At 63.2% G+C, this 17332-nt stretch carries 16 protein-coding genes; 9 read left to right on the top strand and 7 right to left on the bottom strand.

Translation table 11 applies throughout. From position 1 onward, the window contains the following. The first annotated feature begins 134 nt into the window (after positions 1 to 134). The 6 genes from pobA to sodC all read left to right on the top strand — a co-directional run bounded on the left by pobA (position 135) and on the right by sodC (position 6508). The gene (pobA, locus tag HU750_RS13005) at positions 135 to 1322 is read left to right on the top strand and encodes a 4-hydroxybenzoate 3-monooxygenase (RefSeq protein ID WP_186680200.1); all 1188 of its coding nucleotides are present in this window, start codon (positions 135 to 137) and stop codon (positions 1320 to 1322) included. Positions 1323 to 1601: 279 nt separating this feature from the next. Continuing rightward, entirely contained in the window at positions 1602 to 3407 is a 1806-nt protein-coding gene (gene ggt, locus HU750_RS13000; RefSeq protein WP_186680198.1) for a gamma-glutamyltransferase, read from the top strand. Positions 3408 to 3477: 70 nt separating this feature from the next. After that, positions 3478 to 4359 (top strand): LysR substrate-binding domain-containing protein, encoded by an 882-nt coding sequence (locus tag HU750_RS12995; RefSeq protein ID WP_085274280.1) that lies wholly within the window; start codon positions 3478 to 3480, stop codon positions 4357 to 4359. A 53-nt stretch (positions 4360 to 4412) separates the two neighbouring features. Beyond that, positions 4413 to 4928, top strand: coding sequence for a sigma-70 family RNA polymerase sigma factor (locus HU750_RS12990; protein ID WP_186680196.1), 516 nt, complete (start codon positions 4413 to 4415; stop codon positions 4926 to 4928). Continuing rightward, positions 4925 to 5872 (top strand): FecR domain-containing protein, encoded by a 948-nt coding sequence (locus tag HU750_RS12985; protein ID WP_186680194.1) that lies wholly within the window; start codon positions 4925 to 4927, stop codon positions 5870 to 5872. Before HU750_RS12990 ends, HU750_RS12985 begins: the two co-directional genes overlap by 4 nt. A gap of 120 nt (positions 5873 to 5992) precedes the next feature. Then, on the top strand, positions 5993 to 6508 hold the full coding sequence (gene sodC / locus HU750_RS12980; RefSeq protein ID WP_186680191.1) for a superoxide dismutase family protein: 516 nt from the start codon (positions 5993 to 5995) through the stop codon (positions 6506 to 6508). Positions 6509 to 6664: 156 nt separating this feature from the next. Here sodC and ctlX read toward each other — a convergent pair whose 3' ends face one another. Both ctlX and ocd read right to left on the bottom strand, forming a co-directional pair. Next, the gene (gene ctlX, locus HU750_RS12975; RefSeq protein WP_186680189.1) at positions 6665 to 7624 is read right to left on the bottom strand and encodes a citrulline utilization hydrolase CtlX; all 960 of its coding nucleotides are present in this window, start codon (positions 7622 to 7624) and stop codon (positions 6665 to 6667) included. A gap of 33 nt (positions 7625 to 7657) precedes the next feature. Beyond that, positions 7658 to 8710, bottom strand: a complete 1053-nt coding sequence (ocd, locus tag HU750_RS12970; protein WP_186680187.1) for an ornithine cyclodeaminase — start codon at positions 8708 to 8710, stop codon at positions 7658 to 7660. Positions 8711 to 8903: 193 nt separating this feature from the next. Here ocd and HU750_RS12965 point away from each other — a divergent pair, with 193 nt between their 5' ends. After that, the gene (locus HU750_RS12965) at positions 8904 to 9326 is read left to right on the top strand and encodes an Lrp/AsnC family transcriptional regulator (protein ID WP_027593533.1); all 423 of its coding nucleotides are present in this window, start codon (positions 8904 to 8906) and stop codon (positions 9324 to 9326) included. 379 nt (positions 9327 to 9705) lie between these two features. Continuing rightward, positions 9706 to 11124, top strand: a complete 1419-nt coding sequence (locus HU750_RS12960; RefSeq protein ID WP_186680185.1) for an amino acid permease — start codon at positions 9706 to 9708, stop codon at positions 11122 to 11124. A 48-nt stretch (positions 11125 to 11172) separates the two neighbouring features. Here the strand turns inward: HU750_RS12960 and HU750_RS12955 are convergent, their stop codons facing one another. The 5 genes from HU750_RS12955 to HU750_RS12935 all read right to left on the bottom strand — a co-directional run bounded on the left by HU750_RS12955 (position 11173) and on the right by HU750_RS12935 (position 16225). Further along, on the bottom strand, positions 11173 to 12096 hold the full coding sequence (locus tag HU750_RS12955) for a LysR substrate-binding domain-containing protein (RefSeq protein ID WP_186680182.1): 924 nt from the start codon (positions 12094 to 12096) through the stop codon (positions 11173 to 11175). 90 nt (positions 12097 to 12186) lie between these two features. After that, the gene (locus HU750_RS12950) at positions 12187 to 12792 is read right to left on the bottom strand and encodes an START domain-containing protein (RefSeq protein WP_186680179.1); all 606 of its coding nucleotides are present in this window, start codon (positions 12790 to 12792) and stop codon (positions 12187 to 12189) included. A gap of 101 nt (positions 12793 to 12893) precedes the next feature. Next, positions 12894 to 13730, bottom strand: coding sequence for a bifunctional allantoicase/(S)-ureidoglycine aminohydrolase (locus HU750_RS12945; RefSeq protein WP_186680176.1), 837 nt, complete (start codon positions 13728 to 13730; stop codon positions 12894 to 12896). 106 nt (positions 13731 to 13836) lie between these two features. Next, complete coding sequence (locus tag HU750_RS12940) at positions 13837 to 15228, bottom strand: LLM class flavin-dependent oxidoreductase (RefSeq protein WP_186680174.1); 1392 nt, start codon at positions 15226 to 15228, stop codon at positions 13837 to 13839. A gap of 16 nt (positions 15229 to 15244) precedes the next feature. Further along, a complete protein-coding gene (locus HU750_RS12935) occupies positions 15245 to 16225 on the bottom strand; it encodes an aliphatic sulfonate ABC transporter substrate-binding protein (RefSeq protein ID WP_186680161.1) in 981 nt (326 codons plus the stop codon). Between the two features lie 216 nt (positions 16226 to 16441). On the opposite strand from HU750_RS12935, the gene HU750_RS12930 reads away from it, so the two are divergent. Next, the gene (locus HU750_RS12930; protein WP_186680148.1) at positions 16442 to 17326 is read left to right on the top strand and encodes an NHL repeat-containing protein; all 885 of its coding nucleotides are present in this window, start codon (positions 16442 to 16444) and stop codon (positions 17324 to 17326) included. The last annotated feature ends 6 nt before the right edge of the window (positions 17327 to 17332 follow it).

Here is a 17332-nt window from a genome sequence, read left to right as displayed (position 1 = left end):
AAGTGCAGGTTTTGCATGGAATAGCACACTTAACCGGCAGCCTTTGCCAGTAAAAATGCAGGTGTAAACCCTAACAGCAGATGCCATGCCACTGCCAGTCCAGGGCCGGCATCGCCCGACTAGAGACAACAACAATGAAAACTCAGGTTGCAATCATCGGTGCAGGTCCCTCCGGCCTGCTGCTCGGCCAGTTGCTGCACAAGGCCGGCATCGAGACGGTCATCGTCGAACGCCAGACCCCCGAATACGTGCTCGGCCGCATCCGTGCCGGCGTGCTGGAGCAGGGCACGGTCGACCTGTTGCGTGAGGCCGGCGTGGCTGCGCGCATGGACCGCGAAGGGCTGGTGCATGAAGGCGTCGAGTTGCTGGTCGGCGGGCGTCGCCAGCGCCTCGACCTCAAGGCCCTGACCGGTGGCAAGACGGTGATGGTCTACGGCCAGACCGAGGTCACCCGTGACTTGATGCAAGCCCGTGAAGCCAGTGGTGCACCGATCATCTACGCGGCGAGCAATGTGCAGCCGCATGAGCTCAAAGGCGAGCGTCCGTACCTCACGTTCGAGAAGGACGGGCAGGTTCACCGCCTGGACTGTGACTACATCGCCGGGTGCGATGGCTTCCATGGCATTTCTCGGCAGAGCATCCCCGAGGGTGTGCTCAAGCAGTACGAGCGGGTGTATCCGTTTGGCTGGCTGGGCTTGTTGTCGGATACCCCGCCGGTCAATCACGAGCTGATCTATGCCCATCACGAGCGGGGCTTCGCGCTGTGCAGCCAACGCTCGCAGACGCGCAGCCGCTACTACCTGCAAGTGCCGTTGGACGATCAGGTCGAAGCCTGGTCCGACGAGCGTTTCTGGGAGGAGCTCAAGGCCCGCTTGCCCGAGGACGTGGCAGCGAGCCTGGTGACCGGCCCTGCGCTGGAAAAAAGCATCGCCCCGCTGCGCAGCCTGGTGGTCGAACCGATGCAGTACGGGCACCTGTTCCTGGTCGGCGATGCCGCCCACATCGTCCCGCCTACCGGTGCCAAGGGCCTCAACCTGGCGGCATCGGACGTCAATTACCTGTACCGGATTCTGGTCAAGGTCTACCACGAAGGGCGCACCGACCTGTTGCAGCAGTACTCGCCGCTGGCCTTGCGCCGGGTCTGGAAGGGCGAGCGTTTCAGCTGGTTCATGACCCAGTTGCTGCATGACTTTGGTACGCACAAGGACGCTTGGGACCAGAAGATGCAGGAGGCTGACCGCGAGTACTTCCTGTCGTCGCCGGCGGGGTTGGTGAACATTGCCGAGAACTATGTGGGCTTGCCGTTCGAAGAGGTGGCGTAGGGGTAGGGCTGGAGAATTTCAGCGCCTGCAAAATCGAGCGCCGCCCGCGCGGCGCATCGCGAGCAACGCTCGCTCCTACGTTTGTTTCGGGCCGGTGAGTCCTATGGCATGGGCGCGCGCGCCCCTTGGTGCCCGCCTCGATATCGAGTTGGAAAAACAAGGCGGTCGCGCGCCGCCATCACAGGCATAATTGGCCCGAAACAAACGTAGGAGCGAGCGTTGCTCGCGATGCGCCGCGCGGGCGGTGCTCGATCTCAAAAGCGAAATCAATCCATCGCCATGCACTCAAGCCTCTCATCACGCCCTCGGCAACTGATTGCCGCCCTAAGCCTGGCCACCACCGCTGGCCCGGCCTGGGCCGACCAGGTACTACCTCCACCCCCAGAATTGCAGTCCGGCTACCGCAGCGCCTTGCAACCCGTCCACGCCAGCCGGCACATGGCCGCAGCTGCCAACCCGCTGGCCAGCGAGGCGGGGCGTGCGATGCTGCGCGCCGGTGGCAGTGCCATCGATGCGGCGATCGCCATGCAGATGGTGCTCACCCTGGTCGAGCCGCAATCCAGTGGCATAGGTGGCGGGGCCTTCATCCTCTATTGGGATGGCAAGCGTGTGCAGGCGTTCGACGGCCGTGAGGCGGCGCCTGCAACGGCCACGGAATCACTCTTCCTGCAAGCCGACGGGTCGCCGATGCCATTCAGGGCGGCGCAAATCGGTGGGCGTGCGGTCGGCGTTCCTGGCGTGCTACGGGCGCTTAAACTGGCCCATGAACAGCATGGCAAGCTGGCGTGGCAGGATTTGTTCGCGCCTGCGATAGCGCTGGCGCAAAAGGGCTTTCCAGTCTCTGAGCGTCTACACACCTTGCTGGCAGCTGACCCTTATGTCGCACGCTCACCCAGCATGGCCCGCTACTTCCTCGGCGAAAACGGCAAGCCAGTGCCGGTCGGCACGTTGCTGCGCAACCCCGAGCTTGCGCAGACCCTGGCGCGCATCGCCGCGCAGGGGCCTGATGCGTTCTACACCGGTGAAGTGGCCGAAGCGATCGTTGCCCAGGTGCGTGGGCATGCCAATGCCGGGCAACTGTCATTGCAGGACCTGAGCCAGTACCGGGCGCGCGAGCGGGAGCCGGTCTGTGGCCCGTACAAACTGTGGCGTATCTGTGGCATGCCGCCGCCTTCTTCGGGCGGGGTCGCTGTACTGCAGACACTGGGCATCCTTGAAGCGCTACAGCGCGCGTCGCCGCACTATGACCTGGCGAAACTTGCGCCACGCGCAACGTCATCGCCCGCCGGCCTGGAGCCCACGCCGCTGGCGGTCCACGTGATCGCCGAGGCCGAACGCCTGGCCTATGCCGACCGCGCCCAATACCTGGCCGACAGCGACTACGTGCCGGTGCCGGTCAAAGCCCTCATCGACCCTGCCTACCTCGCTGGGCGTGCCGCCCAGATCGGCACCTACAGCATGAAGCGCGCCCGCCCCGGTACCCCGCAGGGCGCCGACCTGGCCATGGCCCCCGACCGTTCGCCGCTGCGTATTTCCACGTCGCACCTCTCTGCCGTGGACGACAGTGGCCAGGCCTTCGCCATGACCACGTCAGTGGAGGCGGCGTTCGGGGCGCATTTGATGGTCAAAGGTTTTTTGCTGAACAACCACCTGACCGATTTCTCGTTTTTGCCACAGGAGCAAGGTAAGCCCGTGGCGAACCGGGTCGAGCCGGGCAAGCGCCCCTTGTCGGCCATGGCGCCGACCTTGGTGTTTTCGCGGTCATCGGGTGAACTGGTGGCCAGCGTCGGTTCCCCCGGCGGCTCGCAGATCATCGGCTACGTGAACAAAGCGCTGGTCGGCCTGCTGGACTGGCAACTAAACCCGCAACAAGCCAGCAACCTGCCCAATTTCGGCAGCCGCAATGCCGGTACCGAGGTGGAAGCGGGGCTGACCAGCCCGGCGCTGATCCGGCAACTGGCGGCCTGGGGGCACGAGGTCACGCCCATGACCATGACCAGCGGCATGCAGATCATCCAGCGCACTGGCGCTGGCTGGTCCGGGGGGGCTGACCCGCGACGCGAAGGCGCGGCACTCGGCGATTGAGCAAGCGCGTTGCGGGGTATGAGGTGGCGTGATAGAACGCTACCTTGCCATTCAGAAGTTGAATACCCAGATGTCTATCAGCGTGAAATCGAATAGAGCACTGTTCGACCTCGACTTGCTGCGCGCGATCGTCGTGGTGGCCGATTGCGGCAGTTTCACCACCGCCGCCGCACGCCTGCACTCGACCCAGTCCACCATCAGCCAGAAGGTGCGGCGACTCGAAGAAATGGTCGGCCACCGTTTGCTGGTGCGCGGCAACCGTGACGTGCTGCCCACCGACGCTGGGCAGACCTTGCTCGGCTATGCCCGCCATATGCTGGCCTTGAACGACCAGATGCTCGAAGCGCTGGCAGGGGCGATGGTCGGTGTCACCGTGCGCCTTGGCGTGCCCGAGGATTTCGTCGGTGGGCGCACCACCAACGCCCTGTCGGCGTTCAGCCGGCTGCACCCGCAGGTCAAACTGGAAGTGACCAGCGGGCTGTGCCGTGACCTCAGCCAAGCCTACGACAATGGCGAGCTCGACTTGGTGCTGCTGAAGCAGCGGCGCAACAGCCGCGAAGGGGTGGCCTGCTGGCCAGAGCGCCTGCAGTGGATAGACAGTGCGCGCACGCCGGCTTTTGAACTCGACCCGATCCCGTTGGTGACCTTTCCGCCACGCGGGCTGTACCGCGATGACATGATCACCGCCATCGAAGGCATGGGCCGGCGCTGGCGCATCAGCTTTACCAGTTCCAGCCTCAGCGGAATCCAGGCTGCAGTCGCCGATGGCATGGGCATCAGCCTGCTACCGCCGCGGGCGGCAACGCGCGAGCACCGGGTGCTGGGGGGTGAGCAGGGGCTGCCCGAGGTCGACAGCTACGAAATCGTCATCGTCCATCGGCCCACGGCAGACGTGATGGTCAAGGCACTGGCCGAGGTGATGACGCAATTGTTGGCTGGAGGTGGGATCTAAAAGCAATTAGAATCAGTCGCATTCATACCTTTAGCCCGCTAGCGTGCCCTTGAATGACCGACTCCACCCCGGCAGACGAAACCTCCTTCGGCACGCTTTACCGCGACCATCGCAGTTGGCTGGAAGGCTGGCTCTCGCGCCGCCTGGGCGATGCCTGGGAGGCCGCCGACTTGGCCCAGGACACCTTCTTGCGGGTGCTCGCCGCGCACCCCGGGCAGACGCTACCCAGCCTGCGTGAGCCCAGGGCCTATCTACTGACCGTGGGCAAGCGGCTGCTGATCAACCACTACAAGCGACGCAGCCTGGAGCGCGCTTACCTGGAAGCCCTGGCCAACCTGCCCGAAGCGCTGGCACCCTCGCCGGAGCAACGCTGGATACTGCTTGAAGCCTTGCAGGCCTTGGACGAACTGCTCGACGGCCTGCCACGCGCCGTGCGCCAAGCTTTTCTATGGGCGCAGTTGGAAGGGGTCGACTACGCAACCATTGCCGAGCGTTTGCAGGTCTCTGAGCGTACGGTCAAACGCTACATGGTCAAGGCGTACGCGCATTGCCTGTTGGTGGCGTTGTGAGCGCGCCCGTCGACGCCCGCGCTCGGCAGCTGGCCCGCGAGGCCGCGCATTGGTTGGCCTTGCAGGACGCTGGCCCGCTGGATGATGGGCAGGTTGCCGCGCTGCTTAGCTGGCGTGCACGCAGCGCTGCCCATGAAGCGCTGTGGCAAAAAGCCGAGGCCCTGCGCACGCAGTTTTCCGCCGTGCCATCGTCGCTTGCCGTGGCCTGCCTGGACCGTCCGGACCCTGACCGCCGCCGGTTGCTGGGCCAGGCCCTGGCGATCGGCACGCTGGCGCCGCTAGCTTGGTATGGCTACCGTCAGCTACCCGTGGACAGCTGGCGCGCCGACCTGCACACCGCCACCGGAGAACGGCGTGGCCACGTGCTGGCAGGGGGAGGGCGCGTGCATTTGAACACTGCCAGTGCGGTGAACCTGTCTGTGCAGGGCGGCCAGCACGTTGTGCAACTGGTACGGGGTGAGATTGCCGTGGACTGCGTCGGCCCGTTGCAGGTACAGACCGCCCAAGGCACTGTCTTTGCTACCCGGGCGAGTTTTTGTGTGCGTCAGCAAGGGCAGCACTACCGCGTGTCGGTCAGCGATGGCGCCGTGCGCCTGCAAACGGCCCAGGGCGGCGCGCTGTCATTGCAGGCTGGGCAGAGGGTAACCCTTGCTGCAGGCGGGGCAGGGCCTATAGAGGCGTTCGACGCGCAGTTACCGGGTTGGCAGCAAGGCCTGTTGATGGTCGACAACCAGCCCTTGGGCGATGTATTGCGCGAACTCGACCGCTATCGCCCCGGGCTGCTGCGTTGGGACCCGGCCCTGGAGCGCCTGAGCGTGACCGGCACCTTCCAGCTCGACGACAACGACCGCATCCTTGCCTTGTTGGCTGCCAGCCTGCCGCTGCAGGTGCATTACCGGACCCGCTACTGGGTGTCGCTGACACCGCGCAAGCAACCTGCCTGAGTGCATACCGCACAGGGGGAAGTGTTTCAGTCTGTGGCCAAATGGAATACCTGGCAGGCTGTGCAGTCCCAACTGTTACCTGGGTACGACACCCGTCATCCCACGCCATGGAGAACCAACATGAAAGCAGCGCTTTTCGTTGCATTGCTGGCCAGCACCGGCCTTGCGCAGGCCGCCCAGACGGTGGAGCTCAAGCTGGCAGGCCCCGACGGCCCAGGCAAGTCGATCGGGACCATCAGCATTGAGCAAAACCAATACGGCACCCTTCTGACCCCTGATCTCAACGACCTGCCACCCGGCGTGCATGGCTTCCACCTGCATCAGAATGCGTCGTGTGCTCCCACGGAGGAGAACGGCAAGCCGGTGCCTGCTGGCGGGGCGGGTGGCCACTGGGACCCGGATTCGACCCAGGCGCATAAAGGCCCCTACGATGACAGCGGCCACCGGGGTGACTTGCCGGCGCTGTACGTGGGGGCCGATGGCAAGGCCAGCTATCCGGTGCTCGCGCCACGCCTCAAGGCTGCGGACTTCAAAGGCCATGCGTTGATGGTGCATGCCGGTGGCGACAACCACAGTGACCACCCGGAAAAACTGGGCGGTGGTGGTGCGCGGATGGCATGCGGGGTTGTGCAGTAAACCGTTTGGAACTCATAACGTATTGATTTAGCAGGGTCTTGTGGGAGCTGGCTCGCCGGCGATCACCGGCAAAGCCGGTGCCATACACTGCGGCGCTTGCATCGCCGGCAAGCCGGCTCCCACAGGGTCAGTTGATCTCCTCCACGACACGTTGAATCAATTGATCGAAAGCGGGCGTGAGCTTCTCGGTGACAGGTGAATCCCGGCGATCATGCAGCGCACCGAGCCCCCGGCCATCTCGATGGTCGGCACATCCAAAGGCACCAGCCGCGCCGAACGCTCGATGCGTTGACGCTGCTGGCCCGTAAGGCTGTCGAACGCTTTGCGCGAAAGCGCAAGGATTCGACCATCACGCCCGGAAAGCTCGATGGCGTTGCCGGCAAACTGGCTGATCTGCTGGTTGCTCAGGTCGATCACATCACGGCCCGACTCGATCAGGCGCATGCGCACCTCCTGCGCACGGCTCGGGTTGGTGAACGTGTCAAACCCCACCAGTGCAAACTCCGTTGCCACGCACATCAGGACGTTTGTGTGGTAGATCGGCGTGCCTTGTTCGTCGGCCGTGTCGAACACCATGGGCTCGAAGTTGAAGTGCGTGCTGAAACGCTCGAGGGCGATCGGGTCGGCGCGGTTGGAGCGGGCGGTGTAGGCGACCCTGGACAAATGGTCGAACACCATTGCCCCGGTCCCTTCGAGAAACAGCTCGTCCTGTTCCAGCCCGGAATAGTCGATCACATCCTGCACCCTGTACTCATGCTTGAGCATCTCGATGACATCTGCCCGCCGTTCGCGGCGGCGGTTGCGCGAATACATCGAGTAGATCGCGATGTGGCCGCCCGGGTGGGTGGAAAACCAGTTGTTAGGGAACACTGAGTCCGGCGTGTTCTGCTCGCCAAAGTCGTCGAACAGGTGTACCCGCACACCCTCGGCTTCAAGCCGCCCCGCGGCCTGGGTGACTTCGTCGCGCGCCACATCGGCCAAGGCCTGCGCGGCGACGTCAGGGTGGGTGCTCTGAAACGAATTGTCTGCCGCTGTTTCCGGGTTGGGGGTGAAGGCGTGCGGCCTGACCATGACCACTGCCGCAGGTGCTTGAATCGAACGCGTTGGAAATGCCATCTGGAATACCGAAATTAAGAGCTGACCGTAGGGTTATGCAACGCGTCGGATGCGGCTTTTGGCAGCGCGGCCGCGGGTGTGGCTGAACAGGTCTTTCGGGTCTTCGTCCACCCAGGGCACCAGGTCGATTTTTGAGCCCAGGCCGCGCTTTTCGGCTTCCTGTAGTACATACCGTAGTACGGTATAGTCTTCGAGCGCGAAGCCCACCGAGTCGAATACGGTTACCTGGCTGTCGCTTTGGCGGCCTTCGGTTTCACCCCGCAGTACACGCCAGAGGTCGACCACCGGGAAGTCGCCAGGCAATTGCTGGATGTCACCTTCGATACGGGTCTGCGGTTCGTACTCGACGAACACGCGTGCGCTGCGCAATACATCGGCATGCAGTTCGGTCTTGCCTGGGCAGTCGCCGCCCACTGCGTTCAAGTGCATGCCGGGTTCGAGCATGTCGGGGGTGATGATGGTCGCGTAGGCCTTGTCGGCGGTCACCGTGGTGATGATGTCGACGCCTTTGACCGCCTCGGCAACAGAGCGGGCCTTGCGAATGGTAAGGCCGCTGTATTCCTTGAGGTTGGCGATCAGCTTGGCGGTGGCCAGCGGGTCGGTGTCGAAGGCGACGATTTCTTCGATACCCAGGTGCTTGTGGAAGGCCAGTGCCTGGAATTCGCTTTGCGCGCCGTTGCCGATCAGCGCCATTTTTTTCGCGTTCGGCCGGGCCAGTGCCTGGGCGGCCATCAAGGATGTGGCGGCAGTGCGCAGGGCGGTGGCGATGGTCAGTTCAGACAACAGTACCGGGTAACCGGTCGCCACGTCGGCCAACACCCCAAAGGCCATGACGGTATGGAGGTCTTTTGCTGTATTGGCAGGGTGCCCGTTGACGTATTTGAACGCATAGCGATGCGTGTCGGCGACCGGCATCAATTCGATCACACCCACTTCCGAATGGCTGGCAACACGGGCGGACTTATCAAAGTCCTGCCAACGTTTAAAGTCTTCGCGCAGGGCGGCGGCGAGTTCACCAATGAAGGGCGCTACGCCAATGTCATGGACCAAATCGGACATGGTTGGAACATCAATGAAATACGTCATGCTCTTGCACCTTTTATGCGCGCGCTCTCACCTCAAGGCCTGCAGGGTGAACGCTTAAGATTGTTGAGGGGTTGCCAGCACGAAGAGTTTGATGAAAGGTTGCGTCAAATTGAAGAGAGCAGGTTGCCAGTTTCGTCATCTTTCTAGACAATCTGCGACCCTAGAATAACAATCTGATTAATGGGCAGGCACCATGGATACTGTAGACCGGGAACTGATCGCGCTGTTGCGTGATAATGCACGCACGCCGATCCTCACCCTTGCCAAGAAACTCAAGGTTGCCAGGGCAACGGTGCAGAACCGCATCACCAAGCTTGAGGAACAAGGGGTGATCATGGGCTACACGATTCGCCTCAGGTCAGATGCCCTGGAGCAAGGCGTACGGGCAATTACCAGCATCGGCATCAGCGGCCACCATGCTGCGGAGGTCAAGCACGCGCTGCGCGGGCACCCCAACGTGGTGGCCATCCACACCACCAATGGCCGCTGGGACCTGATGGCCGAGCTGCGGGCGGACACCCTCGAGGCCTTCGACCGGGCGTTGAACACCATTCGCTCGATACAGCACATCGAGAACACCGAGACCAGCATTTTGCTCTCCACCTTCAAGATGTGATCACTGCGATAGCCGGAATGGGCAGGCGCCTGGCGCAAACTGTCACCCCGGCCTTTCACAGTGCAACAAATCCCATTTCGTGTGTGCAGTCTGTAGCGTTCCGATTGACCACAACGGCTGGCAAAATGAAACAGCGTCAGCACCCTGTGTTTCACGTTTAAATGTCTTGCCGGGCATGACCAGATTAATCGGCGTGCACGTGTGATGGGCTTTCATAATTAATTAAGCCTGATGAGAAGTTTCGTCGGGGCGTGTATTTCCGTCTGCGTTAATACCCATGCCTGCTGCGCTTGTTATTACAACACGTGTGCACGTGCGTACCAATTAAAGTGCGCAGTGAAGGGATGTGGTTTCACAGAAAAAGAATAAGAGGTCAACTATGCAGCAAACGTGCAACTCGCAAGACGCGACTGGGCAGCCTGGCCGTACGCTGAAGCGACGGCTGGAAAACAGGCACATTCAGCTCATTTCGATCAGTGGTGCGATCGGCACCGGGCTGTTCATGGGCTCGGGCAAGATCATTGCGCTTTCCGGCACTTCGATCATTTTGGTGTACGCCATCATCGGCTTTTTCGTGTTCTGCATCATGCGTGCGATGGGCGAGATGCTGCTGGCCAACCTGCACATGGAGTCGTTCGCAGACCTGGTACACAACTACCTGGGGCCACGCGCCGGTTTCATCCTCAGCTGGTCCTACTGGCTCAGTTGGGTGGTCGCGGCGGTGGGTGATGTGGTCGTAGTGGCAGGCTTCTTCCAGTACTGGTACCCCGAGGTGCCCACCTGGCTACCGGCATTTGCCACGATGTTCCTGCTGCTGGGCCTGAACATGCTGGCGGTAAAGGCGTTTGGCGAGGTCGAGTTCTGGTTCGGGCTGATCAAGATCGTGGCGATCGTGCTGCTGGTGGTCACGGGGCTGGTGATGGTGGCCACGTCCTACACGTCGCCAGCCGGGGTCACGGCGTCCTTCAGCCATCTGGTGGCACCCGGTGTGGTCATGCCCCATGGCATTCTCGGCTTCCTCGCCGGCTTCCAGATCGCGATTTTCTCGTTCGTGGGCACCGAACTGATCGGTACCGCGGCCGCAGAGGCCAAGGACCCGGAAAAGACCCTGCCCAAAGCGATCAACACCATTCCCGTGCGCATCCTGTTGTTCTACATCTGCTCGCTGGTGTGCATCATCAGCGTGGTCTCGTGGGCAAATGTGCCGGCAAACCGCAGCCCGTTCGTCGAGCTGTTCCTGCTGGGCGGCCTGCCGGCTGCGGCCGGCATCATCAATTTCGTGGTGCTGACGTCTGCCGCCTCGTCGGCCAACAGCGGTGTGTATTCGGGGTCGCGGATGCTTTACGGCCTGTCCCACCAGCAACAGGCGCCGACCGCGTTCGGGCGGCTGTCCGGGTCGGGTACGCCGGTCAGGGCGCTGGTGTTTTCGGGGGTGTGCATGGCGATTGCGCTGACGCTGTTGTTCGTGATCCCGGAGGTCATGACGGTCTTCACGTTGGTGTCGACCATTTCGGCGGTGATGATCATCGTCACCTGGTCGCTGATCCTGATGTCCTACTTTGCCTACCGTCGGCAAAACCCCAAGGCGCATGAGCAGTCCAGGTTCAAGCTGCCAGGTGGCAAAGTGACGGCGGCATCGGCACAGCTGTTCCTGATCTTCGTGTTGTGCCTGTTGGCGCTCGAGCCTGACACACGCACCGCGCTGTATGTGATGCCGCTGTGGTACATCGGCTTGCTGCTCGCCTACCGGCGCCGGGTTAAGGTGTGCGCTCGGCAAGTAGCGGCTACGGCTTCCTGAAGCGCAGTGCAGTTGGCCCTGGGGTATCGCCCACGGCCACTGTCGCTTTCAGCTGTCGCGCAGCCAGTCCACCAAGCCCAGAATGGTCGGGGTAGTGCTGCGGCCATGGGGCACTACCAAGTAGTAGGCCTCGCGGGGTTTGACCACCAGGTCGGTCAGGCGCACCAGCTCACCGGACGCCAACAGGTGATCGACCATTCGACCCCACCCCAGCGCCACACCATGCCCATGCAGCGCCGCCTGGACGGTGTCGGCGTACAAGTGGCAACGCAGGCTGTAGCGAAGTTTGGGCGGGTGCCCACCCGCTTCGCGGAACCAGGTAGGCCAGGTCATCCAGCCCTCGGTCGTGGCATCGGCATCGAGCAAGTCGGCGCCGTACAGCCCTTCTAGTGACTCCGGCAGGCTGTTGCGGGTGAGCCAGTCGGGTGAACACACCGGAAATATTTCTTCCTCGAACAGCTGCACGGCGGTGCCGTCCTCCCAGCGCCCGTTGCCATAGCGCACCAGCAGATCGACATCGTGATTGCGCAGGTCGCCCATGAACATCTGTGTGGCCAGGCGCAGGCGCACGTGGGGCAGGGCGGTGCGCAAGGTGCCCAGGCGCGGCATGACCCGCAGCTGGGAAAACGTCGCGGTGCAGCTCAGCACCAGTTCTTGCTCATTGCCACCCTCGCTGAGGCGGTCGAAGACCGAGGCGATCTTTTGCAGCGAATCGGAAATGACCGCATACAGGGCCTGGCCCTCGCTGGTCAGGCGCACGCCCCGGTGCAGGCGCTGGAACAGCTGGCTGCCGAGGGTTTCTTCGAGCTGCTTGACCTGTTTGCTCACCGCTGCCTGGGTCACGCCCAACTCCTGCGCGGCCAGGGTGAAGCTGTTGTGCCGGGCCACGGCTTCGAATTCGAGCAGTGCCGTCATCGACGGGATGATGCGCCGGTAGCCTTTGTGCTTGTTGCCGTATTCTTGTGTTTTCATGCGACGTCCTGGCAAGGCGCGACGCGCTGGTCCGCGTCGCGCCCAGACAGTGGCAGAAAAACCGCCAGGGCGGTAGTCGCCAGCATGCCTTCAGTGCTGGCGCTCGGCCACTGCCCGCAGCGTGCGTAACGTCACCACCGGGGCATCCACCACAAAGCGGTTGGCCAGCCACCCCGGCACATCCCCGGCCGGGTCTGCCTTGAGCTGGTACGTGACTTCGGTCTGCTTGTCACCCAGCGGTTTCATCACCCACTGACCACTAAGGCGCTGCACGCGGATCAGCCCCTCCACTTCGGGGATCTTGCCAGGGTCGGCGCTCAGGTGGCGCAGCAGGGTGCCGTCGTCGCGCTGTTCGGTGGTCACCTTGACCACGATGTCCCGCGGCAGGGTCGGCCACGGCAGGTTGGTGGTCAGGTAGACCCAGGTACTGTCGCCGTCGACCTCCAGCAAGCGCATCTCGGCGCAGGCATACAGCCATTTGCAGGCCACGCGCAGGTTTTCCTGCAGGTCTGTCAACGTGCGTACGCTGGCCTTCATGGTGCTGACACCGCGAAACTGCTGGTAGGGGGAATCGCCGGCGCCGCTGAGGTAGACACGAATGCCTTCCCTGTCGTAGGCCAGGTTCCAGTCGTCGGTCGCCTGAACGGTACTGGACAGCGCCAGCAACAAGGCGGCAAGCAGGCGGTAGCGGTTCATGGTGAGCACCGCGCAGGGCAGGATTGTTCAGTATGAGCGGCAAACAGAAAGCCCGCCAGGGAGGCGGGCTTCGGTCCAACAGGCTGGGCTTAACTAAACGCTTAGCGCTGTGGGTTGAGCGTCAGGTGCACGTGGCGGTTGACGTCCTTGTACAGCAGGTAGCTAAAGTTGCCTGGGCCACCGGCGTAGCAGGCTTGCGGGCAGAAGGCGCGCAGCCACATGAAGTCACCGGCTTCGACTTCGACCCAGTCCTGGTTCAGGCGGTACACAGCCTTGCCTTCCAGCACGTACAGGCCATGTTCCATGACGTGGGTTTCAGCGAACGGAATCACGCCGCCCGGCTGGAAGGTCACGATATTGACGTGCATGTCGTGGCGCATGTCGGCCATGTCGACGAAGCGGGTGGTTTTCCAGCGGCCTTCGGTGCCCGGCATTTCGATGACGGTGGCGTTGTCACGGTGGGTGACGAAGGACTCTGGCAGGTCCAGGCCTTCAACCTTCTGGTAGTGCTTGCGCAGCCAGTGGAAGGTGACGTTGGCCTTGCTGTGGTTGCGCAGGCTCCATTCGGCGCCTGGGGCGATGAAGGCGTAGCCGCCTTGCTTCAGGGTGTGGGGCTTGCCTTCCAGGGTGATGTCGAGCTCACCCTCGACCACGAACACCACGGCTTCAGCGTTTACGTCCAACTCTGGGCGCTCGCTGCCGCCTTCCGGGGCCACTTCGACGATGTACTGCGAGAAGGTCTCGGCAAAGCCGGTCAATGGGCGGGCGATGACCCACATGCGCATCTTGTCCCAGAACGGCAGGTGGCTGGTGACGATGTCACGCATCACGCCCTTGGGGATGACGGCATAGGCTTCGGTGAACATGGCACGGTCAGTCAGCAGCTCGGTTTGAGCTGGGTGCCCACCGTGGGGGGCGAAGTAGGAATGATTCGACATGGACGATCTCGACTTGTTGTTCTCTCCCCGTGCCGTGAACCGCACCGGCCGGTGCGGCGCAGGGGATGTGCCGACAGAATAGGGTCGAGCGCGTGCCATCTACAAATTAAATGTTGGAATACCCGGTATTTGCTTGCTGAATGCTAACCTGGCGCCCTGCATGCTGCTCCGGCAAGCGGTCGCCTTGGCCGAACAGCTTGTGACGCAGGGTGCCGTCCTGGTAGTGCAAGGGGTAGCGGCCGCGGCGTTGCAGCTCGGGCACCAGCAGCTCGACGACGTTGGCCAGGTCGTCCGGTTGCACCGCGTACGTGAGGTTGAAACCGTCGATGCCGGTCTCGTCCAGCCACGTTTCCAACTGGTCGGCGATGTCAGTGGCAGCGCCCACCAGGACCGGGCCACGGCCCCCCAGGCCGACAAATTCGGCCGCTTCGCGCACGGTCCAGCGGCGGTTAGGGTCGGCTGCGGTGAAGGCGGCCAGGGCGGCGCGGCCGGCATCGTTCTCGACATACTCGATCGGTGCGTCGGGGTCGAGGCCGGCGAAGTCGATGCCGGTCCAGCCCGACAGCAGGGCCAGCGCGGCGTCCAGGTCGACATAGCCCCGGTACTCGGCAAAGCGGGCTTCGGCCTCTTCACGCGTGGGGGCGACGATCAACAGTGCCTGGGCGTAGATCAACACCTCGTCGCGACCACGCCCGGCCACTTCGCTGGCCTGGCGAATGCCATCGGCATAGCGGCGCAGTACCGTGGTCGTCGGCCCGCTGATGAACACGCACTCGGCATGCTGCGCGGCAAACTGCTGGCCGCGTGCCGAGGCGCCAGCCTGGAACAACACCGGCGTGCGTTGCGGCGAGGGCTGGCACAGGTGTGTGCCGGGCACCTGGAAGTGCTCGCCGACGTGGCCGATCGGGTGGACCCGGGAAGGGTCGATATAACGGCCGCTGTCACGCTCCAGCACCACCGCGTCGTCGTCCCAGCTTTTTTCCCACAGTTTGTACAGCACCTGCAGGTATTCCTCGGCCAGGTCGTAACGTTGGTCGTGGCCCAGTTGGCGGGCCAGGCCCAGATTACGCGCGGCGCTGTCCAGGTAGCCGGTGACGATGTTCCAGCCGACACGGCCATTGCTCAGGTGGTCGAGCGTGGACATGCGCCGGGCAAAGGGGTAGGGGTGTTCGTAGGTCAGTGAAAAAGTCACACCAAAGCCCAGGTGCTCGGTTACGCCGGCCATGGCCGGGACCAGCAGCAGCGGGTCGTTGACCGGCACCTGCACACCCCCGCGCAAGGCCGCTTCAGGGCCGCCCTGGTAGACGTCGTAGATGCCCAGTACGTCGGCAATGAACAGTGCGTCGAACAGGCCGCGCTCCAGCAGGCGGGCCAGGTCGGTCCAGTAGCCCAGGCGGTTGAAGGCCACGCTGGTGTTACGCGGGTGGCGCCACAGGCCGGGGGACTGGTGGCTGGCGGCGTTCATGCTGAACGCGTTGAAGCGGATCGGGCGGGGCATGGCGGTCATTCTCCGGTCACGGCAGCACGGAAGCCGGGTAGACCGCATCGGCTACCTGCAACTTACGCGGGATCAGGCCCAGGCCCTGGAAGGTGTCGGCCAGCTTCTGCTGTTCGGCGACGATCTGCGGGGTGATGGCGACGGCGTTGTAGTTACGGCGCTCGCTGGCCACTTCCAGCACATCGGCCTTGATCCCCAGCTGCGGCGCCAGCAGCGCGGCGACTTCGGCGGGCTTGGCGTTGGCCCATTGGCTGACCTTGCCCAGCTCGGCGAAGAAGGTCTTGAGCAGGGCGCGGTGCTGGTCGGCGAATGCCGCGGTGGACAGGTAGAAGGTGCGGTTATTGGACAAGCCACTGCCGTCACGCAGGTTCTTCAAGCCCGGCTGGCTTTCTGCCGCGGCAAGGAACGGGTCCCACAGGGTCACGGCCTGGACGCTGCCCGATTGCAGGGCGGCCACGGCATCAGCTGCGTTATTGACGTAGGCGGGGGTGATGTCCTGGTAGCTCAGGCCGGCTTGCTCCAGTGCGACGGCCAACAGGTATTGCGCGTTCCAGCCACGGCCGGTAGCCACCCGCTTGCCTTTGAGGTCCTGCACGCCTGTGAGGTGGTCCTGTTCGCGTACCACCAGGCCGATACCGCGCGGGTAGGGTTGCTCGGCGGCCAGGTAAACCACTGGCTTGCCGGCGGCCTGGGCAAAGACCGAGGGGGCGTCGGCGGCGTGGCCGAGGTCAATGGCGCCGGTGCTCAGCGCTTCGAGCAGTTGCGGGCCCGCGGCGAACTCGTGCCAGCTGACGGTCACCCCCTGCGGGGCGAGGGCCTTCTCCAGGGCACCACTGCCTTTGAGAATGTTGATGCTGTTGAATTTCTGATAGCCGATCCGCAGGGTTTTGGCGTCTTCGGCGAGGGCGTTGGAACAGGGCAGCAAGGCGCTGGCGACACTGGCCAATAGGCCGCCGATCAACAGGCGGCGCAAGGGGGAAAAGGCACGGGTGGGCATGAGGGGGGCTCCTGGAAGGGGGTGGTAATCCGTGCGCCCAGACTAAGGAGGTGGCGTTTGGCTTTCAATTTTTTAATTCCATTTGGTTAGAATGTTTAGTTATTGTTATATCCTTTTTGTAGTTTAGCGGCGTGCGATTGCACAGAAGGGCACTGTGCCATCACTTTTTTTCACATCGCTTTGTTAGGATCCCGATCACGTTTGAGGAGCCTTTTCATGCCGCACATCCTGCGCAAGCGCAGCACCCGCATCGCCCTGACCGCTACTGCCAGCCTACTCGCGGCCACGCTTGGCTTCTTTGCCTGGCAGAGTTTCTACCCCGTCCAGGCTGCCAGCGGCTGGGACGTCGACGTGTTGCACCGCGACGTGGCCAAAGCAGCCTCGTTGCTGCCACAAGCTGACGGCAGCCTGCTGGTCAGCCGCGAACTGGACGACGGCAAAGGCAGCATCCTCAAGATCACCGCCCAGGGCGACCGGGTCGTGGTGATCGACAACCTGTCCAAACCTGATGGCATGGTCGCCGTCGACGGCGGCTGGGTGTTCAGCCAGGAAGGGGGCTTCGCGCCGGTCAGCCTGTCGCGCGATGGCCAGGTGACCCGGCTGTTCGACGGCGAGAGCGTGCAAGGGTTGTGGAATGATGGCGATTTCCTCTATGCCATCGAGGACCGCAAGGGCAATGGCCGCTTGATGCGCTATGACTGGCGCACTGGCCAGCTTGACGTGCTGCGTTCCGGGCTTACCGAAACCGAAGGCCTGACCCGCTGCAGCGATGGCCGCCTGCTGTATACCGAGAAAGCCAACGGCAAGGTCCGGGCGTTGTCCGAAGACGGCCAGGACCCGGTGGTGGTCGATGGCCTGCGTAACCCAACCTTCCTGTTCTGCGACCAGCGCGGTTTGTGGATCAGCGAAGACAACACGCACCGCGCCCGCCTGCTGCGTATCGACGCCGATGGCTCGCGCCAGACTGTGCTGTCGTTCCTCAAGGCGCCCCAGTCTATCGTCGCCGATGGCAAGGGCGGCTACCTGCTGGCTGAGGGCGGGCGCAACCGCGTGCTGCACCTGACTCCACCGATGGAGCGCAGCACCGCGCAGCGTGACTGACCGATC

The sequence above is a fragment of the Pseudomonas sp. SWRI50 genome (assembly GCF_014269095.1).
GTDB classification, from domain to species: Bacteria; Pseudomonadota; Gammaproteobacteria; order Pseudomonadales; family Pseudomonadaceae; genus Aquipseudomonas; species Aquipseudomonas kermanshahensis.
This window is presented reverse-complemented; position numbering and strand designations above follow the sequence as displayed.